Annotated in this window: 16 protein-coding genes and 1 tRNA gene; 3 read left to right on the top strand and 14 right to left on the bottom strand. The window is 26.5% G+C overall.

Annotation, left to right across the window (positions count from 1 at the left end; translation table 11 throughout):
- Nucleotides 1-5: 5 nt before the first annotated feature.
- The 3 genes from zapA to pheS are packed head-to-tail and all read right to left on the bottom strand — an operon-like array spanning nt 6 to nt 3,967.
- Nucleotides 6-542 (bottom strand): cell division protein ZapA, encoded by a 537-nt coding sequence (gene zapA / locus ABGF45_RS03505; protein ID WP_134711126.1) that lies wholly within the window; start codon nt 540-542, stop codon nt 6-8.
- A gap of 12 nt (nt 543-554) precedes the next feature.
- Nucleotides 555-2,936: a phenylalanine--tRNA ligase subunit beta gene (pheT, locus tag ABGF45_RS03510; RefSeq protein WP_408112641.1), complete on the bottom strand. Its 2,382-nt coding sequence runs from the start codon at nt 2,934-2,936 to the stop codon at nt 555-557.
- A gap of 8 nt (nt 2,937-2,944) precedes the next feature.
- On the bottom strand, nt 2,945-3,967 hold the full coding sequence (gene pheS, locus ABGF45_RS03515) for a phenylalanine--tRNA ligase subunit alpha (RefSeq protein ID WP_134711130.1): 1,023 nt from the start codon (nt 3,965-3,967) through the stop codon (nt 2,945-2,947).
- A 183-nt stretch (nt 3,968-4,150) separates the two neighbouring features.
- Between pheS and ABGF45_RS03520 the strand changes: the two genes are divergently transcribed.
- Nucleotides 4,151-4,579, top strand: a complete 429-nt coding sequence (locus tag ABGF45_RS03520; RefSeq protein ID WP_408112642.1) for an immunoglobulin-like domain-containing protein — start codon at nt 4,151-4,153, stop codon at nt 4,577-4,579.
- A gap of 102 nt (nt 4,580-4,681) precedes the next feature.
- Here ABGF45_RS03520 and ABGF45_RS03525 read toward each other — a convergent pair whose 3' ends face one another.
- Entirely contained in the window at nt 4,682-6,763 is a 2,082-nt protein-coding gene (locus ABGF45_RS03525; RefSeq protein WP_134711134.1) for an ABC transporter ATP-binding protein, read from the bottom strand.
- Nucleotides 6,747-8,510, bottom strand: a complete 1,764-nt coding sequence (locus ABGF45_RS03530; RefSeq protein ID WP_134711136.1) for an ABC transporter ATP-binding protein — start codon at nt 8,508-8,510, stop codon at nt 6,747-6,749. The genes ABGF45_RS03525 and ABGF45_RS03530 overlap by 17 nt, the downstream gene beginning before the upstream one ends.
- Before the next feature lie 92 nt (nt 8,511-8,602).
- Here ABGF45_RS03530 and ABGF45_RS03535 point away from each other — a divergent pair.
- Nucleotides 8,603-8,676: transfer RNA gene (locus tag ABGF45_RS03535), tRNA-Cys, on the top strand.
- Nucleotides 8,677-8,798: 122 nt separating this feature from the next.
- Here the strand turns inward: ABGF45_RS03535 and rlmB are convergent.
- From rlmB to ABGF45_RS03575, 8 genes are all read right to left on the bottom strand, one after another.
- A complete protein-coding gene (rlmB, locus tag ABGF45_RS03540; protein ID WP_134744387.1) occupies nt 8,799-9,536 on the bottom strand; it encodes a 23S rRNA (guanosine(2251)-2'-O)-methyltransferase RlmB in 738 nt (245 codons plus the stop codon).
- A 9-nt stretch (nt 9,537-9,545) separates the two neighbouring features.
- Nucleotides 9,546-10,928 carry a cysteine--tRNA ligase gene (gene cysS / locus ABGF45_RS03545; protein WP_134711140.1) on the bottom strand — a complete coding sequence of 461 codons (1,383 nt, stop codon included), beginning with the start codon at nt 10,926-10,928 and terminating at the stop codon, nt 9,546-9,548.
- Between the two features lies 1 nt (nt 10,929).
- Nucleotides 10,930-12,408, bottom strand: a complete 1,479-nt coding sequence (gltX, locus tag ABGF45_RS03550) for a glutamate--tRNA ligase (protein WP_134744386.1) — start codon at nt 12,406-12,408, stop codon at nt 10,930-10,932.
- A 14-nt stretch (nt 12,409-12,422) separates the two neighbouring features.
- A complete protein-coding gene (locus ABGF45_RS03555) occupies nt 12,423-13,373 on the bottom strand; it encodes a YbbR-like domain-containing protein (protein WP_167554100.1) in 951 nt (316 codons plus the stop codon).
- On the bottom strand, nt 13,360-14,196 hold the full coding sequence (cdaA, locus tag ABGF45_RS03560) for a diadenylate cyclase CdaA (RefSeq protein ID WP_245151229.1): 837 nt from the start codon (nt 14,194-14,196) through the stop codon (nt 13,360-13,362). Before cdaA ends, ABGF45_RS03555 begins: the two co-directional genes overlap by 14 nt.
- A 128-nt stretch (nt 14,197-14,324) precedes the next feature.
- Nucleotides 14,325-15,383, bottom strand: coding sequence for a C39 family peptidase (locus ABGF45_RS03565; protein ID WP_167554101.1), 1,059 nt, complete (start codon nt 15,381-15,383; stop codon nt 14,325-14,327).
- Nucleotides 15,384-15,396: 13 nt separating this feature from the next.
- Nucleotides 15,397-16,986 carry an ABC-F family ATP-binding cassette domain-containing protein gene (locus ABGF45_RS03570; RefSeq protein ID WP_408112643.1) on the bottom strand — a complete coding sequence of 530 codons (1,590 nt, stop codon included), beginning with the start codon at nt 16,984-16,986 and terminating at the stop codon, nt 15,397-15,399.
- A gap of 380 nt (nt 16,987-17,366) precedes the next feature.
- Nucleotides 17,367-19,094: a hypothetical protein gene (locus ABGF45_RS03575; RefSeq protein WP_408132173.1), complete on the bottom strand. Its 1,728-nt coding sequence runs from the start codon at nt 19,092-19,094 to the stop codon at nt 17,367-17,369.
- Nucleotides 19,095-19,287: 193 nt separating this feature from the next.
- Here ABGF45_RS03575 and ABGF45_RS03580 point away from each other — a divergent pair, with 193 nt between their 5' ends.
- Nucleotides 19,288-19,686, top strand: coding sequence for a hypothetical protein (locus tag ABGF45_RS03580; RefSeq protein ID WP_408112751.1), 399 nt, complete (start codon nt 19,288-19,290; stop codon nt 19,684-19,686).
- A 49-nt stretch (nt 19,687-19,735) separates the two neighbouring features.
- Here ABGF45_RS03580 and ABGF45_RS03585 read toward each other — a convergent pair whose 3' ends face one another.
- A complete protein-coding gene (locus ABGF45_RS03585) occupies nt 19,736-21,577 on the bottom strand; it encodes a heavy metal translocating P-type ATPase (protein WP_408112164.1) in 1,842 nt (613 codons plus the stop codon).
- Nucleotides 21,578-21,635: the final 58 nt, after the last annotated feature.

Here is a 21,635-nt window from a genome sequence, read left to right on the forward strand (position 1 = left end):
AATTTCTACTTTCTATTTTCGTTTAATAACTCCTGCACTTGTTTTTTCGCATGCAAAGTTTCTTTTTCTTGTTCTAATAACTTTTCTCTTAAATATTCATTATCTTTCCTATCTTTCTCAGAAAGTGTAATTTGTCTATCTAATTCTAATTTAAATTTATCTCTATCACTAGTTAAATAATTTAAATAATTTTCAAGTTCTTTAACTTTAGCCTCTAATTTTTGAATTTTTTCAAATGAGTCTTTATTTAATTCTTTAAATTCGTCAAATTCATTTTTTAATGGTTCATATTTCTCCATAGGCTCTTTTGAAATTTTTAAAAGCTCTTTATGTTTTAACTCTAACGAATACAAATCATCCGCTATATTTAAACAAGCTAATGTAGCATGCATGGTAGGATTTCGATAATTTAATGCTGTTTTAGCTTTTTTTATTTCACTATCCACATAATAGACAATTTTATCAGTTTCATCTTTGCTTCTCTGAGTTTTTAATACATAATTGTTTCCATTTATCTGAAATTCGTACCTATTTTTTTCCATTATATTCTCCAATTAGCTTCTTAAATCTATATCAAAGGCATTATTTAAGCCATTTACAATATTTTCAAAAGCTGTTTTAATTACTTCATCTTTCAATGTTGATTCATTTGATTGGAATCCAATCTTATATGCAAGAGAAACTTTATCTTCTGCAATTTGAGAACCCTTATAAATATCAAATAGTTTAACAAATTTTAAGTATTTTCCACCATTTGCTTTAATAACATCAACTATATCTTGTGATTGAGTAAATTTATCAACTACTATAGCGATATCTCTTTCTACTAGTGGATATCTTGAAATTTCTTGATATTGAATTAAATCTTTTTTGAAATTATATAATTCTGTAAGATTTGCTTCAACCATATAAACTCTCTTTTCAATATCATAATTTTCAGCAACTATTGGACTAATTTCCCCTATCACTGCCACTTTTGTATCATTTACATATACATTAGCACATCTTCCTGAATGAAATATTGAATTTTCTGTTTCTCTTTCAAATCTAATATCATTAATTCCAAATGTATCAAATAAAGTTAAAAGTATGTCTTTTATATAGTAAAAATCATAATTCCCTACTACTGAAAATGTCATCAACTTAACTTCTTCTATATTTTCTCCATTTTTTATAAATGTATTACCAACTTCAGATAATTTCAAATCAAATTGTTTATTATTTAGATTTTTTCTAACTACTTCTAAATTATTTCCAATTAAAGTTGTCCTCATAACAGAAAAATCTTCGCCTAATGGGTTAATTATTTTTACAGTATTTCTCATTGAATCATTTTCTGATAAACACAATTTATCAAATACTTTATTTGAAATAAATGAATAAGTTAATATTTCAGAAAATCCTAATGCATAAAGCTCCATTCTTGCTTTATCCAAGAAATTTCTCATATCCGACTTCACACCTTTTGTCAAGCCACCTATTAAAGGTTTTGGTGTAATATTGTGAAATCCATATAATCTACCCACTTCTTCAATTAAATCAGCTTCAATAGTTAAATCACCTCTGAAATATGGAATTGTTACTAATAAGTTTTCGCCTTGAATTTCTGTATTCAACTCAAGTGATTCCAAATATTTCTTCGTTTCTTCAATTGATAAATCAAGTCCCAATAATGAATTTGCTCTATCATTTCTTAATTCGATAACTCTATCTCTCGGGTTAAAATTTTCTACACTTTCAATACCTGAAACAACTTTTCCTGAATTTGTTTCTTCAACTAATTTCAAGAATCTTTGAATACCATATTCTGCTAATTTCGCCGGAACTCCTTTTTCAAATCTTGATGAAGCTTCTGATCTTAAAGCTAATCTCTTAGATGTTTTTCTAATTGTTTCCGAATCAAAACTAGCTGCTTCAATTAATATATTCTTTGTATTTTTAGTTACTTCTGTGTCTTGTCCCCCCATTACACCGGCTAATCCAATAACTCTTGAATTTTCATCAGCAATAACAATATCTTCTGAAACTAATTTTCTTTCAGCATCATCAAGTGTTTTAATAGTTTCTTCATCTCGAGCCATTCTTACAATTAAAGATTTTCCTTCAACTTTATCTAAATCATATGCATGAAGTGGTTGTCCATATTCCAGCATAATAAAATTTGTAAAGTCAACTATATTATTAATCGGCCTCATGCCTGCATTTCTCAAATAATTTTGAATATATAGCGGTGATTCTTTAATTTCAACATCTTTAACAATTGCAGTCATAAATCTATTTACTTTATTTGTTTCAATTTTTATTCCATTAAAGTATTGTTTGTAAGAATCAACTGTATTTTCAACTTTCATAGAGGGTTCTTGTATTTTTTTATCAAATACTGCAGCAACTTCTCTTGCCATACCAATAATTGATAAACAATCAGGTCTATTTGGAGTAATTTCAAACTCAATAATTGAATCATCTAAACCTAATGCTTTTACTGCATCTTCTCCAACTTTTGCATCATCATTTAATATGATAAGTCCATCTTCCGAATTTTTAGGAACTAAATTTTCTGAAACTCCCAATTCACTATATCCGCAAAGCATTCCTTTTGATACTACCCCCTGTAGTGTAGCTTCTTTAATTACAATGCCTCCCGGTAATGTTGCTCCTAATTTGGCAAATACAACATTATCTCCTATTTTCATATTTTTAGCACCAGTTACAATTGTTTCTATGCCTTTTCCAAAATCAATATCAACTAATGATAACTTATCTGCATTTTCATGTTTTTTAATATCTAAAATTTTTGCTATAACTAGGTTTGATAATCCTTCATATTTTTGAATTGATTCAACGTGTGAACCTGAATCTGTAACCCTATTAGCTATTTCTCTTGCATCAGCTTCAATATCTAAATATTCTCTAAGCCATTTTACCGGAACTAACATCTATCCTCCTAAAATTGTTCTAAAAATCTCTTGTCGTTATCATACAATGTTCTAATATCTTTTAATCCATATTTAACCATTGTAATCCTATCTACACCCATTCCAAATGCAAATCCAGTATATTTTTCACTATCAATACCACAATTTTCTAATACTTGAGGATGTACCATACCACAGCCTAATAATTCCATTGACCAACCTGTATGATGGCAAACATCACATCCTTTTCCCTTACAATTAAAGCAAGAAACATCTACCTCCATTGATGGTTCTGTAAATGGAAAATAATGAGGTCTAAATCTTGTTTCAAATTCTTCACCAAATAGCTCTTTTATAAATACATTTATTGTGTCAATTAAATTAGCCATAGAAACATTTTCACCTACAACTAGACCTTCAATTTGATGGAACATTGGTGAGTGTGTAGCATCTACTTCATCAAATCTAAATGTTCTTCCTGCTGATACCATTCTAATTGGCGGCTCTTGTTGCATCATAGTTCTAACTTGAACTGGTGATGTATGAGTTCTTAGTAATGTTTCTTTATCTATATAAAATGTATCACTTAAATCTCTTGAAGGATGGTTTTTTGGAGAATTTAATTTATCAAAGTTATTTTCTACAGTTTCAATTTCTGGACCGTCTATAACTGAGAATCCCATATATCTAAATAAATTTTCTAATTCTTCCATTGTTTGGTTTAGAGGATGTCTATGACCTATTGATACAATATCTTTTTGTGCCGTAACGTCAATAGTTTCTGAAATTAATTTTAATTTTAATTTTTCCCACTTAAAACTTTTTTTCTTTTCATCCAACGCTATTTGAATTTCTTCTCTAACCTCATTAGCTAATTTTCCCATTACAGGTCTTTCTTCTTTTGAAAGTTTACCCATTTCTCTTAATAATAGAGTTAACTCTCCTTTTTTTCCTAAAATATTTATTCTTAAATCTTCTAATTCTTTATCTTCTTTTGCATTATTGATAATTTCCAATGAATTAATTTTTATATTTTCTAATTTATCTTTCATAAATTCCTCCATAATCTATATAATTATATCATAAATTGCACATTTGAGCTAAATTTTAACATATTTTAATTCAAATTTTTCATGGTTTATTGTAAATATAATATAAATATGATATCATTATCACAAAATATAGAAAAAATAATTAATCCATTGAAAAATCAATATTTTAATCAGGAGAGAATAATGAAAACATTAAAGATGTTATTTTCTATTGGATTTGCCGTGATACTTGTTTCATGTAGTACAAATAATCAATTAAATGATTTTCTACCAGAAGATACATCAAAAAAAGTCACTGCTATAGTTAAAGAACTGAAAAATAACACAATCATTTATGAATTAAGAAATAATAAAGATTTAAACTATACATTTTCAGACTTTTATATAATTTATAAATTAAATAATGAAAGAAATTGGGAAGAATTAAGTGTAAATCAAAATTTTAAAAATATATTATTTAAACTGAAGCCAAGTGAATTTAAAGAATTTGAATTGAATTTACCTGAAAACTTCACAAAAAATTATAAAGGTATTTTTAGAATCAGAAAGCCTTTCGTTTATGATGAAAAGAATGAAATGGAAAATGCTGATATGATATTTGAAATAAAATAATTTTTAATAGTTTAAAAATATATATTGATAATTCCACTTGGAAATTTTAGAGTGATATTCACTAAAAAATTAAAGTTTCCAAGTGGAATTTTTATCACATTTTTACAAACTAAATTGTGAATTATAAAGATCTGCATAGAAACCGTTTTGAGTTAATAGTTCTTCATGCGTTCCTTGTTCTATAATATTTCCTTCATTCATTACTAATATTAAATCAGCATTTACAATTGTTGAAAGTCTATGTGCAATAATAAATGAAGTCTTACCTGTCATAAGTTTATCCATTGCTATTTGAATCAATTCTTCAGTACGAGTATCAACGTTTGATGTTGCCTCATCTAAAATTAAAAATGGAGAATTTTTCATCATACCTCTTGCAATTGTAAGTAATTGTCTTTGACCTGCACTAACAGAATCATTATCTCTAATTTCAGTTTCATATTTTTCAGGTAAAGTATTAATAAAATGCTTCAATCCTATGAATTCTGTTAAAGAATCGAGCTCTTCTTGTGTTACATTTGGCATATTATAGACTATATTTTCTCTTATTGTTCCCTTAAATAACCATGTGTCTTGAAGAATCATTGTAAATAACTGATGGATATTTTCTCTTTTAATGTTTTTTATAGGTACATCATCAATTAGTATTTCACCATCTGTAATATCATAAAACTTCATTAATAGATTTACCATTGTTGATTTTCCTGCACCTGTTGGCCCAACTATGGCAATTTTTTGTCCAGGATATGCAACCGCAGAAAAACTTTTTATAGTTGGTTTTTCGTTACTTGGATATTTAAATACAACATCCCTAAATTCAATTTTTCCTTTTACTTCATTAGGATTTAGTATTGATGTTTTTGATGATTCATCATCCATTTCCGATTCATCTAAAAATTCGAATACTCTTTCACTTGATGCTGCCGACGACTGTAATGAAGATACAGACTGTGCAATACCTGTTAAAGGATTTGTAAATAATTTTACATATGTAATAAATGCTATTATTACACCAAATGTTATAGTACCATTTTTCGCTAAAACAGCTCCAACTATTGAAACTGATACAAATCCTAAATTTCCAACAAATGTCATTATAGGATACATTAAACTCGATAAAAATTTACTTTTCAGATTTGAATCATATAATTTATAATTTAATTCATTAAATTTATTTAATGTTTCTTCTCCAGCATTATATGCCTTAACTATATTTAATCCGGAAAATACTTCTTCAATATGTCCATTTAACTTACCCAACTCAATCTGTCTATCATTAAAATATTTTTGAGATTTCGATAATATTATTCCCATCATTGCAAATCCCGCTAAACTGGATAAAATAGCTACTAATGCTAAAATCCAGTTTGTATAAAACATCATTACTACTGAACCCAAAATTAAAGTTATAGATGTTGCCATTTGCCCCAATGATTGATTTAAACTTGTTGAAATAGTGTCTACGTCATTGGTAATTCTAGACAAAATATCTCCAACCTGATGTGTATCGAAAAAATTTAATGGTAATTTATTAATTTTATTTCCAACACTTTTCCTTAAATCTCTTGAAAAATTATTAGTTACTTCTGATACTATTATAGCTTGTATGTAACTTAATATTGCTGAAACTATATAAATAAGCAATAAAATTTTTGCAATATTCCATATAACATTAAGATTTAATTTAGGTTCAACTATTCCTCTAATAGAATTTGGTAATTTTTTATAAAAAGCTAAAATGCTTTTTTGTTGATCCTTTGGTGAATCTTTTTTAATATTTTTATCTTTCGCTTCTTTATTTAAATTTTTCATTAATTCTAAATATTTTATTTGATCATTTGAAGAAACCTCAACACCATCAATATAAATACTTTTTTGACTATCAATTTTTAAATTTTCAGAAACTTTCTTTGCAATTTCAGCAAATTTATTATTATCAATTTTAATAGATTTCGTTATTTCATCTGTTAACTCTGATAATTTTGTCGGAGAATAAATTGTTATAATTGAAGAAAACAAAGCAAGTATAATTGAAATTAACAAAAATATTTTTTGCCCTTTAATTTCTTTCAACATTCTCTTTATTGCTTTACCAAAATTTTTAGGATTTTCTGCCAATTCTTGACCACGACCACCTCTATGTCTTTGAGAAGAAGTATTTGTTTTACTATTTGATTGACTCATTGATTTCCTCCTCTGATAATTGTGATCTAACTATCTCTCTATATAATTCATTATTTTCCCATAATTTTTTGTGTGTTCCTATTCCGGAAATTTCACCATTGTCAAGTAAAATAATTTTGTCAGCTTTCATTATCGAACCTACTCTTGATGCTACAATCAATGTAGTTGCTTCATTTGTATTTTCTTTTAATTGCTTTCTAAGGGTTGATTCCGTTTTGAAATCTAATGCTGAAAATGAATCATCAAAAATAAATATTTCCGCCCTTCTAGCTATAGCTCTTGCAATTGAAAGTCTTTGTTTTTGACCTCCGGATACATTAGTACCTCCTCGAGCTATCATGGAATCTTTGCCTTCATCCATTTTTTCAACAAATTCTTGAGATTGTGATATAGATATAGCTTCATCTATAATACTTTCATCCACATTTGTCCCACCTTTTCCAAAAGCAATATTTTCTTTTACAGATAAATTAAACATTACTGCCTGTTGAGGTACATAACCAATCTTATTATAAAGTGTTTTAAAATCATATTCTTTAACATTTATTCCATCAATTAAAATTTCACCACTCGTCACATCATAAAATCTTGTAACCAAATTTATTAAAGTTGACTTTCCTGATCCGGTTGTTCCTATAAATGCTAAAGTTTCTCCCTTTTTAGTTTTAAATGAAATATTGTTTAATACATATTCTGAAGCATCAGGGTATTTAAACGATACATTTTTAAATTCAATAATACCCTTTTCTTGAGTTTCTCCACTAAAACTACCCGAATATATAGTTTCTTCAGTATCAAAAACTTCATTAATACGATCAGCAGATACTTGAGATCTTGAATACATTACCATTAAAAACGCCATCATCAAAAATGACATAATAACTTGCATAGAATATGCTGAAAATACTATCATATTACCAAAAATATTAATTTTATCAGGAAGTATAGCCTCAGATATCAATCTAGCCCCTATTATATAAATAACTAATGTAAGTATATACATTATAGTCATCATCATAGGTTGCATTATCGCAAATGATTTTTGTATGAATTTTTGCAAAGATGTTAATTTTTCATTAACACTTGCAATTTTATCTTCATGAAATTTTTCCGCATTAAAGGCTCTTATAACCCTTATCCCTGTTATATTTTCTCTTGAAACCAAATTTAATTTATCTATAAGAGTTTGTAAAACTTGAATTTTAGGTATTACAATAAAAATTAAAAATGATAATACAATTAGCATAATTATAACAGCGATACCTGTTGCTATTGTCCACTCTATACCTTTATTTAATATTTTTCTTATAGCCCAAAAAGCCATAATTGGTGATTTTATAAATATCATCATCCCAAATCCAAGAAACATCTCTATCTGAGTTACGTCGTTTGTGCTTCTGGTTATTAAACTTGCTGTAGAAAACTTTTCAATATTTTCAAATGAAAATGATTGTATCTTCTTAAATAATTCTTTTGTAATATTATATGAAAACAATGATGATATATATGAAATTAAATATCCGGAAATTACAGCAATCAAAATTGAACCTAATGTACATAAAAGCATACACATTCCGTTATACCATATATCACTAATCTGTGTTCCCGGTGTCTGTACAAGTCTTGTAACTTCAGCCATATAATCAGGCATTTTAAGCTCAAACCAAACTTGTCCGAAAATCAACACAATTGATAAAATAATTAATATAACTTGTTTTTTTGTAAGTTTTTTCATTAACTTTATCATTTTTATCCTCACATTCTTTTAAAAATTTTAAAACTTTCTATTTCCACTTGAAAAATTATATCTATTTGATATAATAATTAAGTAACGAATTTGGCGGTATAGCCAAGCGGTAAGGCATAGGTCTGCAACACCTCGAGCACCGGTTCAAATCCGGTTACCGCCTCCAAATTAAAACTCCTCGGTCATAACTGAGTTTTTGAATTTTAAAAATAATCTAAAAACTTTAGAGGATTGTTGTAAAATAGTCAAAAAGATTATTTTACAACAATCCTCTAATTTTATTAAAATTTAAATCTTATGTTTACTATTTATAATTCCATATATAAGAATTGATGCTGAAACTGATGCATTTAATGATTCAGTTTTTCCATACATAGGAATTTTTATTAAATAATCACACTTTTGTTTTGTTAATTTTGAAATTCCCTTTCCCTCGTTACCGATTACCAATCCAACTGAACCACTAAAATCAACTTGATTATAAAGTGTATCTGTATGACCATCTGCACCATATATCCAATATCCATTATTTTTCAATATTTCTATTGTTTGATTTAAATTTGTCACCATTGCAACTTTCATATGAACTGTAGCTCCTGCAGATGTTTTATGTACTGTATTATTAACTCCTGCAGAACGATGCTTTGTAATTATAACACCTGTTGCACCAGCAGCTTCAGATGTACGGATTATTGCTCCTAAATTATGAGGATCCGTAATTTCATCCAAAAGCACAATTAATGGATCCTTTTCTTGTTTTTTGCCATATTCAATAATATCTTCCAATGTAGAATATTCATAATCTTTAGTTTGTAAATAAACTCCTTGATGATTAGAAAAATTTGTCATTTTATCTAATTCATTCTTATTTATACCAACTATTGAAATTTTCTTTTCATTTGCTAATTTAATTATTTTAGAAATAGCACCCTTTTGATTTCCATTTTGAATATATAGCTTTTCAGCACCATCCATATTTTCTAAATATTCAATTACAGAATTTCTTCCAAATATATAATCTGACATATAATTTACCTATAATTTATTCCACATTACCCCTGTAGATGTGTCTTTTAATTCTATTCCTTTTTCTTTTAATAAATCTCTAATTTCATCAGCTCTCTTAAAATCACGTTTTTTTCTAGCTTCTGTTCTTTCAGCTATTAAATTTTCAATTTCTTCTTCAAGAATTTCATTCTTAAACTTAATACCTAATAAATCAACTAAAATATCAAATTTATTTTTTACATATTCTAATTCTTTTTTTGAAGAATTTTCGCTATAGTTTATATTGATAAATCTTGAAAAATCAAAAATTACCGCTAAGGCATTTGCTGTATTAAAATCATCATCCATTGCACCTGAAAATTTAATTTCAAATTCATCAATTTTATCAGCAATAAATTCAGAATAATTATTAGAATTTTCAATAAATCTATTTAATTCATCATTTGTATTTTTTAACCTATCATAGGCATTTTTTATAGCCAATAAATTTTCCCTTGAAAAATCAATAGGTGTTCTATAGTGACCTGATAAAAGCCACATCCTTACTATCATTAAATCAAATTCTTTTTCAATATCATGAATTGTAAAGAAATTTCCTTTTGATTTACTCATTTTTTCTTTATCAACTGTAATCATAGAATTATGCATCCAATAATTTGCAAATGGCTTTTTATTTAATGTTTCTGACTGTGCAATTTCATTTTCATGATGAGGAAATTGTAAATCCTCTCCACCACCATGAATATCTATAGTTTCTCCTAAAACTGACTTAGCCATTGTAGAACACTCAATATGCCAACCCGGTCTACCCTTTCCCCATGGACTATCCCATGCAGGTTCATTAGGATATTTTTGTTTTTTCCATAATGCAAAATCCATAGGATTTTTTTTATCTCCACTTACATCAATTCTTGAACCTAATTCTAATTCTTCAATATTTTTCTTTGACAATTTTCCATAATTTTCAGCACTGTCAATATTAAAATATACAGTAGTAGATGCATCATATGCTGCCCCTTGTTTTTCCAAATCAGAAATAAAATTAATCATATCATCAATATAATTTGTTGCTTGAGGCTTTATAATTTTATCAACATCAACATTGAAATCTTCAGCATTTTTTAAAAATGCTGCAATATATGTCTTTGTAATATCTGTAAATTCTACACCTTCTTCATTTGCCTTATCTATAATTTTATCATCAATATCAGTCAAATTCATTACAAATTTTACATTATAATTTTTATATTCTAAATATCTTCTAACTGTATCAAAAAACACAAGCGGTCTGGCATTTCCAATATGAATATAGTTATAGACTGTTGGTCCACATACATACATTCTTACTTTATTTTCTTCAATCGTTTTAAATTCTTCTTTTTTTCTTGATAATGTATTATAAATTTTCATATTAATAATTCTCTAAAACATAGTTTAATCTATTTAAAATCCCCTCTTTTCCAAGAATCATAAAGATGTGAACCATTTCCGGTCCATGTTCTGAACCTGATAGTGCTGATCTTACCGGAAAGAATAATGATTTTCCTTTTATTCCTGTTTCTTTTTGAATTCTCTTCATAACAGATTTTGCTAGTTCTTCGTTCATCCCTTCATTTTCAACAATTACTTTTAATGTAGTTAAAACTTTCTTTGCATCTTCTGAATTTATATTTTCTTTAACTTCATCATAAAATACTCCATTTTGATAATCAGCAAAAATGAAATCCGTTTGCTTTACAATTTCAGAAAATTTATTTAGTGAGGTCTTGAATGTAGCAGCTATTTCTTCTAATTCTTCAATCGACTTATCTTCTGAAATATATCCGGATTCAACTAAATAAGGTTTTAATTCTGCTGCCAATTCTGAATCTGATAATTCTTTGATATAATGGCTATTTACCCAATCAAGTTTATCTTCATCAAATACCCCTCCTGATCTGGAAACCCTTTCAAAACTAAATTGTTTTACTAACTCATCATGTGAAAGTATTTCTTGATTTGTTTCCGGAGACCATCCGACAAGTGCAATATAGTTAATTAACGCATCTCTTAAATATCCTTTTTGCTTAAAGTCTTCAACTGAAACATCTGCATTTCTCTTAGATAATTTCTTTTTATCTTTTCCTAAAACGGTTGGAAGGTGAACATATGTTGGAGCTTCCCATCCCAAAGCTTCATATAAATAAACATGTTTTGGTGTTGACGAAACCCATTCATCCCCTCTTACAACGTGAGTAATTTTCATATCATGGTCATCTATAACTACTGCAAAGTGATATGTTGGAAATCCATCAGTTTTAATCAAAACTTGGTCATCCATATCATTTGTATTTATACTCAAATGACCTTTAATTGCATCGTTAAATTGAATATCCTTATTTGCCGGTAATTTTAACCTTACAACGTGCGGTTCACCGGCATCAACTCTTTTTTGAGCTTCTTCTTTTGAAATACCTCTACATAAACCATCATATTTCGGCATTTTACCATCAGCTTTTTGTTGTTCTCTCAAATTATTTAATCTATCCGCTGTACAAAAGCAATAATATGCCTTATCTTCATCTATTAATTTTTTTATATGTTTATCATATATACCTTCTTTTACTCTGTCGGATTGGATGTATGGACCATATTGTCCTTTTTCATAAATATTTCTATTTTCATCTAAAAATACACCTTCATCATAATCTAATCCTGCCCATTGTAAAACTTCTATAAGATTTTCTAATGCACCTTCAACATATCTTGTTCTATCTGTATCTTCAATTCTTAAAATGAATTTACCTTTTTCATGTCTAGCAAATAAATAATTATATAACGCCGTCCTTAAACCACCAATATGAACATACCCCGTTGGACTTGGTGCAAATCTTACTCTAACTTCACTCATTTTTTTCTCCTATTTTATTCTTTAACTTCTTTTGCTGTTTCCAGTTTTTTTACACTTATATCTACTGTGTAATTTGTATTTGAATCTACTAATACTACATCTGTTGGAAGACTTAATTTTACATCAATTTTTTTACTTTCAGTAATATTTGACAAATCGATATCTTCTGTTTTTATACTTTTAATATTATCTATTACATTTTTAGGTCCTTTTATGTATACCTTGCTTTTACTTAATTTAGAATCAATAAATTTATATCCGCTCGGTACATTACCTTTTTTAGAAATTGTAATAGATACCTCTTTTTGTTTAGAAACTAATGCATTTATATTTACAAATTCTTGACCAAAAACTAAACCCTCAACCTGTTCTCCATCAGAATTTTCAGCATATATTTCCTTATTCAAAGTAATATCACTATCTAAATTAGATAAATCCAATTTTACAAAAATATTTTTTATACTATCAATATTAGATCTGGAACCTTTAACAGTAATTTTTTCAGGTGTTACTTTAGTCGATTCTAAAATATAATCAGCCTGTAGTTTTGATTCATTTTTGACCTTAACAATAAAGTCCTTTGTTATAATTTTTTCTATGTTTACATCCATAGTCTTTGGAGCATCTTCTAATTTTATTCCCTCCGGAAGTGTATAACTAAGGCTTACCTTATTTCGTCCTTCTTTAATATTTGATAAATCTGCGGAAATTATTATATGTTGTGGTGTTAAACTTATAATATTTGATCTTTTTCCTGAAACTGATACATCTAAATTTTTAGTTATATCTTGATTCAGTATCAGCCCTTTTTGATCTAATTTATCCAAATTTTCATATATTATAGGTATACTGCTTATCCTCGTATTAACTGTTGGATTTTCATTTGCAATTATGAATACCCAAAGAACTATCGCAATAAATAGAGATAATAATTTAATTTTCCAATTTCTTTTAATTATTTCCATTTTCATCTCCACTAGTTATCTTCTTAAAAATAGTGTTATCACTATCAGCAAATAATTTATTTAGTGTATTTTTTAGAGTTTCACTATCTATATGTCTTGAAATACTTGAATTTTGAACCGTTGTAATAATACCGGTTTCTTCTGAAACAACTATTATAAACGCATCAGATTTTTCGCTCATCCCTAGGGCTGCTCTATGTCTGGTTCCTAATTCCTTTGATAGAGAATTATTTGATGACAATGGCAAAAAACATCCGGCAGCAACAATTTTTTCATCTTTTATAATCACTGCTCCATCATGCAATGGAGATTTTGGAAAGAATAAATTAATAATTAGCTCACTGGATATTTCAGAATTAAGAATTGTCCCCGTTTCAACAATATCAGCCAAACCAACTCCATTTTCAATCACAATTAATGCTCCTATTTTTTGCCTTGATAATGATGCTACGGCATTTACTATCTCCTCAGTCTTAAAATTTATCTGCTGAACTTTTAATTTTACAATTGATGTAAAAATACTATTTGATCTACCAAGTTTTTCAAAAGCACGTCTAAGTTCAGGTTGAAATACTACAATAATTAATACCATACCAACAGTAAACACGCTTGAAATAAGCCAATTTACAGTATACAAATTCAATAATATACTTATTCTAGAAAATATAAGTATTAAAAATAGACCTTTTAATAACTGAGCAGCTCTAGTTTCTCTTACTAACATAATAACTTTATAAATAATAAATGTCATAACTAAAACATCAATAATATCAGTTATTTTTATGGTCATAAAAGCAATTTTTAATTCATTAAAAAATTCCAAAATTACACCACCTTTCATTTTTATATTTTAACATATTTTTGTTTAATAAAAAAGAAAAGCTGAAATCAAATAACTTTTTTAGGACAACTTATTTTAGTTATTTTGCATCAGCCTTTTTTTTTTATAAATTATTTACCTACAGAATAAAATAACTTTGTTTGAGAAAAAATCCTATCAAAATCCCATTCTTTATTCGTATTTTTATATGAATTTACATCATAAATTAAAAATTTACCATTATCTATTTTTTCTGAAATCGCTATATAGTGTCCTGATGATTGAGTAAAATCTCCAATATTATTATTAACTACAAGAGCAACAATTACCCTACCTTTTTCCAACTCGGATTCAACACTTTCTTTGCTTAAAGGAATTTCATATCCAGTAAGACCAATATCCTTCGCACCACTAGTGAATATTCCATATTCTCCGCCAGCTTTTGTATATAATCCAAGTTTATTCATTCTTTGAGCCATTTCAAAAGGCGTTATTGAAGTATCTCCTGTAAATCCAGAATAAATCATAGCTAATGTTGTTGGTCCACAGCCTGATATAGCAATATATTCATCGTCGACTTTATCATAACCCCATCTTATATCCCACTGATTTAAATAATTTAGTTTTACCTTTCTATTGAAATCTCTAGAATTTTCATAGTCTTTTTTTACATCTCCAAGTTCTGAATTATCATCCTTAAAATCCTGATATTTCAAAACTGTAGATTTTGATTCCGGATATCTTTCAATTTTCAATTTTAAGCTTTCATCAAGTTTTTCAATTCTTTCTTTTAAATCATTTTCTTCAAATTTAACATCTGCAAACGGATTTATAATTTTCCCTTTTTGAAATCTATTAACTCCATTTAAGCTCTCAATTATTATATCTCCTAATTTTCTGGTTTCGCCATCCTTTTTTACATTATCGTCTTGTTTATTGCTTGCATTTTCTTTATTTGTTTCCTTTTTTGTTTCTACTTTCTGATTGCTTTTTTCAGCTTTATTTTCTGTTTTTATCTTTGTTTTATCTTCATTATTTGAAAATTTTAAAAACAATGCTCTTACAGCAAATACAACAAAAATGAAAAGCACAAATATAAAAACCAGTTTTATTATCCTATAAATTTTTATTTTTTTTTGTCTTTTTATTTTTTCTCTTCTATCTCTTAAGCTATTATTTTCTCTATTCAAATTTCCCTCATTCTTATTTAACATATTTTTCAATATATTCATCATATGTGATTCTTTCATCTCTATATGATCCATCATCAAAAATTTCAATAATCCTATTTGCTATAGAATTTACAAATTGATGGTCTAAAGATGTAAACAACAAATTACCTTTATAATTTATTAAGCCATTATTAACTGATTCTATACTTTCTAAGTCTAAATGATTTGTTGGTTGATCTAAAATTATTAAATTAGCAGGTTCCACCATCATTTTAGAAAACATCATTCTAACTTTTTCTCCCCCTGATAATACTGAAGACTGTTTATATACTTCATCTCCAGAAAATAACATTTTTCCTAAAAATCCTCTTATAAAAAATTCTGATTGGTCTTTTGAATACTGTCTTAACCAATCCACCAAATTATATGGACTATTTTCAAAATATTCTGAATTATCTTTTGGAAAATATTCTGTTGTAATGGTTTGTCCCCATTTAAATGAGTTATTACCGTCAATATTTCCTTTTGAAATTAAATCAAAAAATTTACTTATAGCTATTTCATTTCCTATAAAACCAATTTTATCATTTTTTTCTACTCTAAATGACATATTATCAATTAATTTTTTACCATTTTCTTCTATAGTAAGATTTTCAACATTAAGAATTTCATTACCGGGTTCTCTAGATAATGTGAATCCGACAAAAGGATATCTTCTTGTAGAAGGTTGAATATCATCCAAAGTAATCTTGTCTAATAATTTTTTTCTTGATGTTGCTTGTTTCGATTTTGATTTATTAGCGGAAAATCTTTGAATAAATTCTTTTAATTCTTTTACTTTTTCTTCTTTTTTCTTATTTTCATCTTTAGCCATTTTTAATGCTAATTGAGATGATTCATACCAAAAATCATAATTACCTGTAAACATCTTGATTATTGAAAAATCAATATCAACCATAATTGTACACACTTCATTTAAGAAATATCTATCGTGAGAAACAACTATAACAATTCCTTCAAAATTAATTAAAAATTCTTGTAACCAAAGTACCGCTCTTAAATCAATACCATTTGTAGGTTCGTCAAGTAAAAGTACATCCGGTTTACCAAATAATGCTTGTGCCAATAAAACTTTAATTTTATCTGATTCTTTCAATTCACTCATCAGCATATAATGCATCGAAACGTCAATTCCTAATCCCTGTAGTAAAGTGGATGCTTCTGATTCTGATTCATATCCTCCCATTTCGGCATATTCTGCTTCTAATTCAGCAGCTCTCATCCCATCTTCATCAGAGAAATCTTCTTTCATATAAATAGCTTCTTTTTCTTTTGCTATTTCATAAAGTTTTGCATTTCCCATTAATACTGTATCCAATACTTGATATTCTTCAAATGCGTAGTGATCTTGATTTAATTTACTTAATCTAACATCTTTCGGATAAGAAACACTACCTTTTGTCGGCTCTTTTTCTCCGGACAATATTTTTAAAAATGTTGATTTTCCTGCTCCATTTGCTCCTATTATTCCATAACAATTTCCCGGTGTAAAGATTAAATCTACATCTTCAAACAATTTTTTATCGGGAAATATTAAACTTAAATTATTAACTGTAATCATCTTAATTACTCCTAAAAATATAATATTATTTAATTTTTTCACATTGATAATATTAAAAATTATCTTACAATTGCTTAAAATTTTATTCAATTAAATATATTCTATCACATTTTTATATTTTTCTTCTATAGTTTACAAATAAAAAATTTATAACTAAATCATTAATTAACATTAAAATATAATTATAAGTAAAAAAATAAAATATTATTTTTTATTAAAATATTTTGACACAAAAAACTGACCTCATCAAAGTTGTTTTTGATATGTATATATTTTACTGAATTAGTCCAGTAAATAATCATACATTCCATTTTAAATACAACTTTTTGAGGTCAGTTAATTTAATCATATTTTAATATATTCGAGAAGCTTTATCTTAACTATCTCACCCAAATTCCTTTAGAATTTACTTTCCATTTATTTATTAACATAGATTTAGCCATCTTACCATTATCTAACAGATAATACCATTCATTATCTGTATGTTTTACCCATTGTGATTTAGCCATCTTGCCGTTATCATTTAGATAGTACCATGATGCGTATTTCTTATCATATATCCATTCTGATTTTGCCATCTTACCATTATCATTTAGATAGTACCATGATGAGTGCTTCTTATCGTATATCCATTCTGATTTTTCCATCTTACCATTATCATTTAGATAGTACCATGATGAGTACTTCTTATCATATATCCATTCTGATTTTGCCATCTTACCGTTATCATTTAGATAATACCATGATGAGTACTTCTTATCATATATCCATTCTGATTTTGCCATCTTACCGTTATCATTTAGATAATACCATGATGAGTACTTCTTATCGTATATCCATTCCGATTTTAACATATTTCCGTTATTATCTATATAGTACCAACTATTTTCTAAATCAACCCAACCTTTTTTGTTATTTATTTTTTTGTATTCCGGATAAATGTATAAATCTGTATTAGGCATTGTAAATTCAAGCTTTTTATTATTTATATTTTTTATAATATCTTTATAAGCCTGAGAAAAATCATCTTTAAGATAATGAGGATCACTCCAATGTGTAAATACATAACCTTGTTTTTGAGGAGCTTCTAAAACTACTTTTGTACCACCTACTATTTCAATCTTTGAGCCTTCATTTTTAGGTTCTATAAATTTAGCATCTTTAATTTCTAATTTCCATTTTTTAGCTTCTAAATCTCCTGTGTTTAGAGTTAATGTTTCGTTTTCACTTAATGATTTCTTATCAGCATTTTTGATACTATCTTCAATAGTTATTGTATATTTTGAGTTTTTTGCTAATGGTTCTCTTAAAGAGTCTTCATAAGTTAATTTGCCTACCATAGTAAAAGTTATTTTTGATTTATACTTACCATCTTGTTCAATAAGCTCAAATTTTTCATCAGTTAATCTTGCAGTATCCGAATAATCCTTTTCATTTTCCTTATTAATATGTATCCCTTTACCATTAGTATCAACCACTGATTTTTCAAATTTTTCTAATGAAACAGGTTGATTAAAATATAAGGAAATTTTTTTATCAGAACTGTTTAATTTATAATCTTTATTTTTAATTATATCCTTTTTATCATCATCATTTATAAGAGCTTTTTCAAGTTTTAAATCTTCTTTTAAATCATTTGATATCTTAAATTTTAATTCTTTTTTTAGTGTATTTGAAAAATATTCTGTTCTTTTTTCAACACTTTTTAAAAAATCTTCTATTTTTAAATGATATTCTTGTCCGTTTAAAAGAGCTTCTCTTGGCTTTAAGGATATATAATTTTCATATACTTTAATATCATTTTTAACTTCATAATAAGTTTTGCTTAAAACTTTAATCTGAGTTGATATAGAAGAATTTTCATCAGCTTTTTTACTTGTATATATTTTTATCTCATAAGGAAATTTCACTTCTTCTATATTATCAGTAAAATCCTTATCATTAATAGTTATTTTTGTAATTTCAGCTTTTTTATTTTTTTCTTTTTCTGATTTTGCATTTAACGTTGTTTTTTCTTTAATATCTTTATCATCTTGATTAGCAATTACACCTTTACCAGGCAATAATAAAAATGTTAATATGCTTAAACCAATTAATAATTTTTTCATATTTCCTCCATCATAATATACTTCAGCTATAAATAAGGTGCACCTAAATATTTTATTAGCTTATGTAAATTATACAATAATAAATATGAAAAATCAAAAAATAAATTAAGTTTATACTTACTTATAACAAAAATATAGATATAAAAACTTGCAGAATTTCTCTTAATAAAATATACTGAATTTGAGGTACATTATGAAAATATATAAAAGAAATTTATCATCATTTGTTACATCATTTTTTCTAAATTTAATTGCTTGCTTTATTTTTTTTATTTTAGTAGCAAATTTTATTGACGTAAGCTTTGCCATTATATCCACATTTGTTATTTATTCAGTATTGATGTATTATAATTTTGTTGTAAATAATTATTATTTTACATTAGAAAATAATATTTTCAGAAAATATAAAGCAAAAAAAATGATTTTTGAATATGATGTAACTAAATATAAAGTAAAAAAAGAATTAAATAAAGGATTTATAGGATATGCTGATATGAATATATTGTTGGGAAATCATATCATTAACTGTTCACTACTTGATTTAATTACTTTTGAGAAATTATACAAAGATTTATCCATGATTGGAAAATAAACAAAGCATACTTATTATCCAGATTAAAGATAATGGTATGCTTTTGTTCTTAAACTTTTACATATAATAACCTCATTGCATTTAATATAGCCACTAATGTCAACCCTACATCAGCCAAAACTGCAAAATGTAAATTGGTTAATCCAAATAATGCAAAAAATAAAAACGAAAATTTAACACCTAAAGATAAAATTATATTTTGCCATACTATTTTTTTTGTAATTTTAGAAATGTAGAAAAATTTATATATGCTTTCTAAATTATCATTCATCAATATTATATCTGAAATTTCAATTGATATATCTGCTCCCTTATCTCCCATTGAAATTCCCAAATTAGCTGAAGCCATTGATGGTGCATCATTAACTCCATCTCCTACAAATGTAATTTTTTCATTTAATGCAATTTCTTTATTTAATATATTTAATTTATCTTCGGGTAACAACTCAGCATATACCCTATCTATGCCAATTTTATTTGCAACATACCTTGAAATCTCTTCCTTATCTCCCGTAATCATAATACTTTCTAAATTAAAATCTTCTTTTATTTTTTGAATTACTTTAGAAGCTTGAGCTTTTATTTCGTCATTTATTACAATATTTCCTATATAATTTGAATTGTAAGCTATATGAATAATAGTTCCCAGCTCTTCATTAAAGTCAAACAATATATTATTTTCATTTAAAAATTTCCTAGTGCCAATTATTAATTGATTTTCTCCATAATTTCCTTTTATCCCTTTTCCATTAATTTCAATAAAATCACTTATTTCTGATGTATCAACACTTAATTTAAAATATTCATTTATAGCCTTTGCAATTGGGTGATACGATAATGATTCCATAGATGAAATAATTTTAAAAATTTTTTCATTATAATATTCATCTTTAATATTTACTTTCTCTACCTTAAAGTTTCCTTTTGTTAAAGTCCCCGTTTTATCAAAATATATTTTACTAATTTTAGTTGCTTCTTCAAAAAAATTAGAACCTTTAACAATAATTCCTTTTTTCGCACATTTTCCTATCCCTGCAAAATAAGTTAAAGGCACAGAAATTACAAAAGCACATGGACATGAAATAACTAAAAAAACTAGTGCTCTATAAAACCATTTATCAAATTCTCCATATATCAAAGTAGGAATTATAATTAATAAAAGTGCTGATATTGTCACTATAGGCGTATAGAAATTAGCAAATATTCTAATAAAACTTTCTGTTACAGATTTTTTATTAGACATATTCTTTATTAAATTCTCTAATTTACTCATAGTAGAATTAGTATAATTAGATACAGCCTTTACTTTTACGAGATTTGATAAATTTATATATCCAGATAAAAGTTTATCTCCTTTATAAAAACCTTTAGGTAAAGATTCGCCTGTAAGATTTGATGTATCCATTGAAGAATATTCTTCAATTAATATTGCATCTACCGGTAATTTTTCTCCCTTTTTTAATAAAATAATATCATTTTCAACTATATTTTTATAATCTACCATAGTTGTCTGATTATCAAAAATTATTGAATATTTTTTATTTCTTAAATCTAACAAATTGGAAATAGATTTTTTAGACTTTGATACCGATATTTCTCTTAAATACTCTCCAATTTGATATAACATCATTACAGATGCAGCTTCGTGATATTCATTAATTAAAATTGCTCCGAGAGTTGCAAAAGACATTAAAAAATTCTCATCAAAAAAGTCCCACAAAATTATGCTTTTAATAGACTTAATCAAAACATCATATCCCATTATGATATATATAACCATAAAAATAATATTTGCATTTTTATGATTAAAATAAGTAAATAAATATAAAGCAATGGAAGTTATTATTTTTAACAATATAAAATAATTTAAATTTTTCAATCTTAAATTCATAATTTTCCCCATATAAGATATTTTATAATATTATAGCATACCAAACAGTTTTTCTAAA

The organism is Helcococcus sp. KG196 (assembly GCF_046035495.1).
Taxonomy (GTDB): Bacteria; Bacillota; Clostridia; order Tissierellales; family Peptoniphilaceae; genus Helcococcus; species Helcococcus ovis.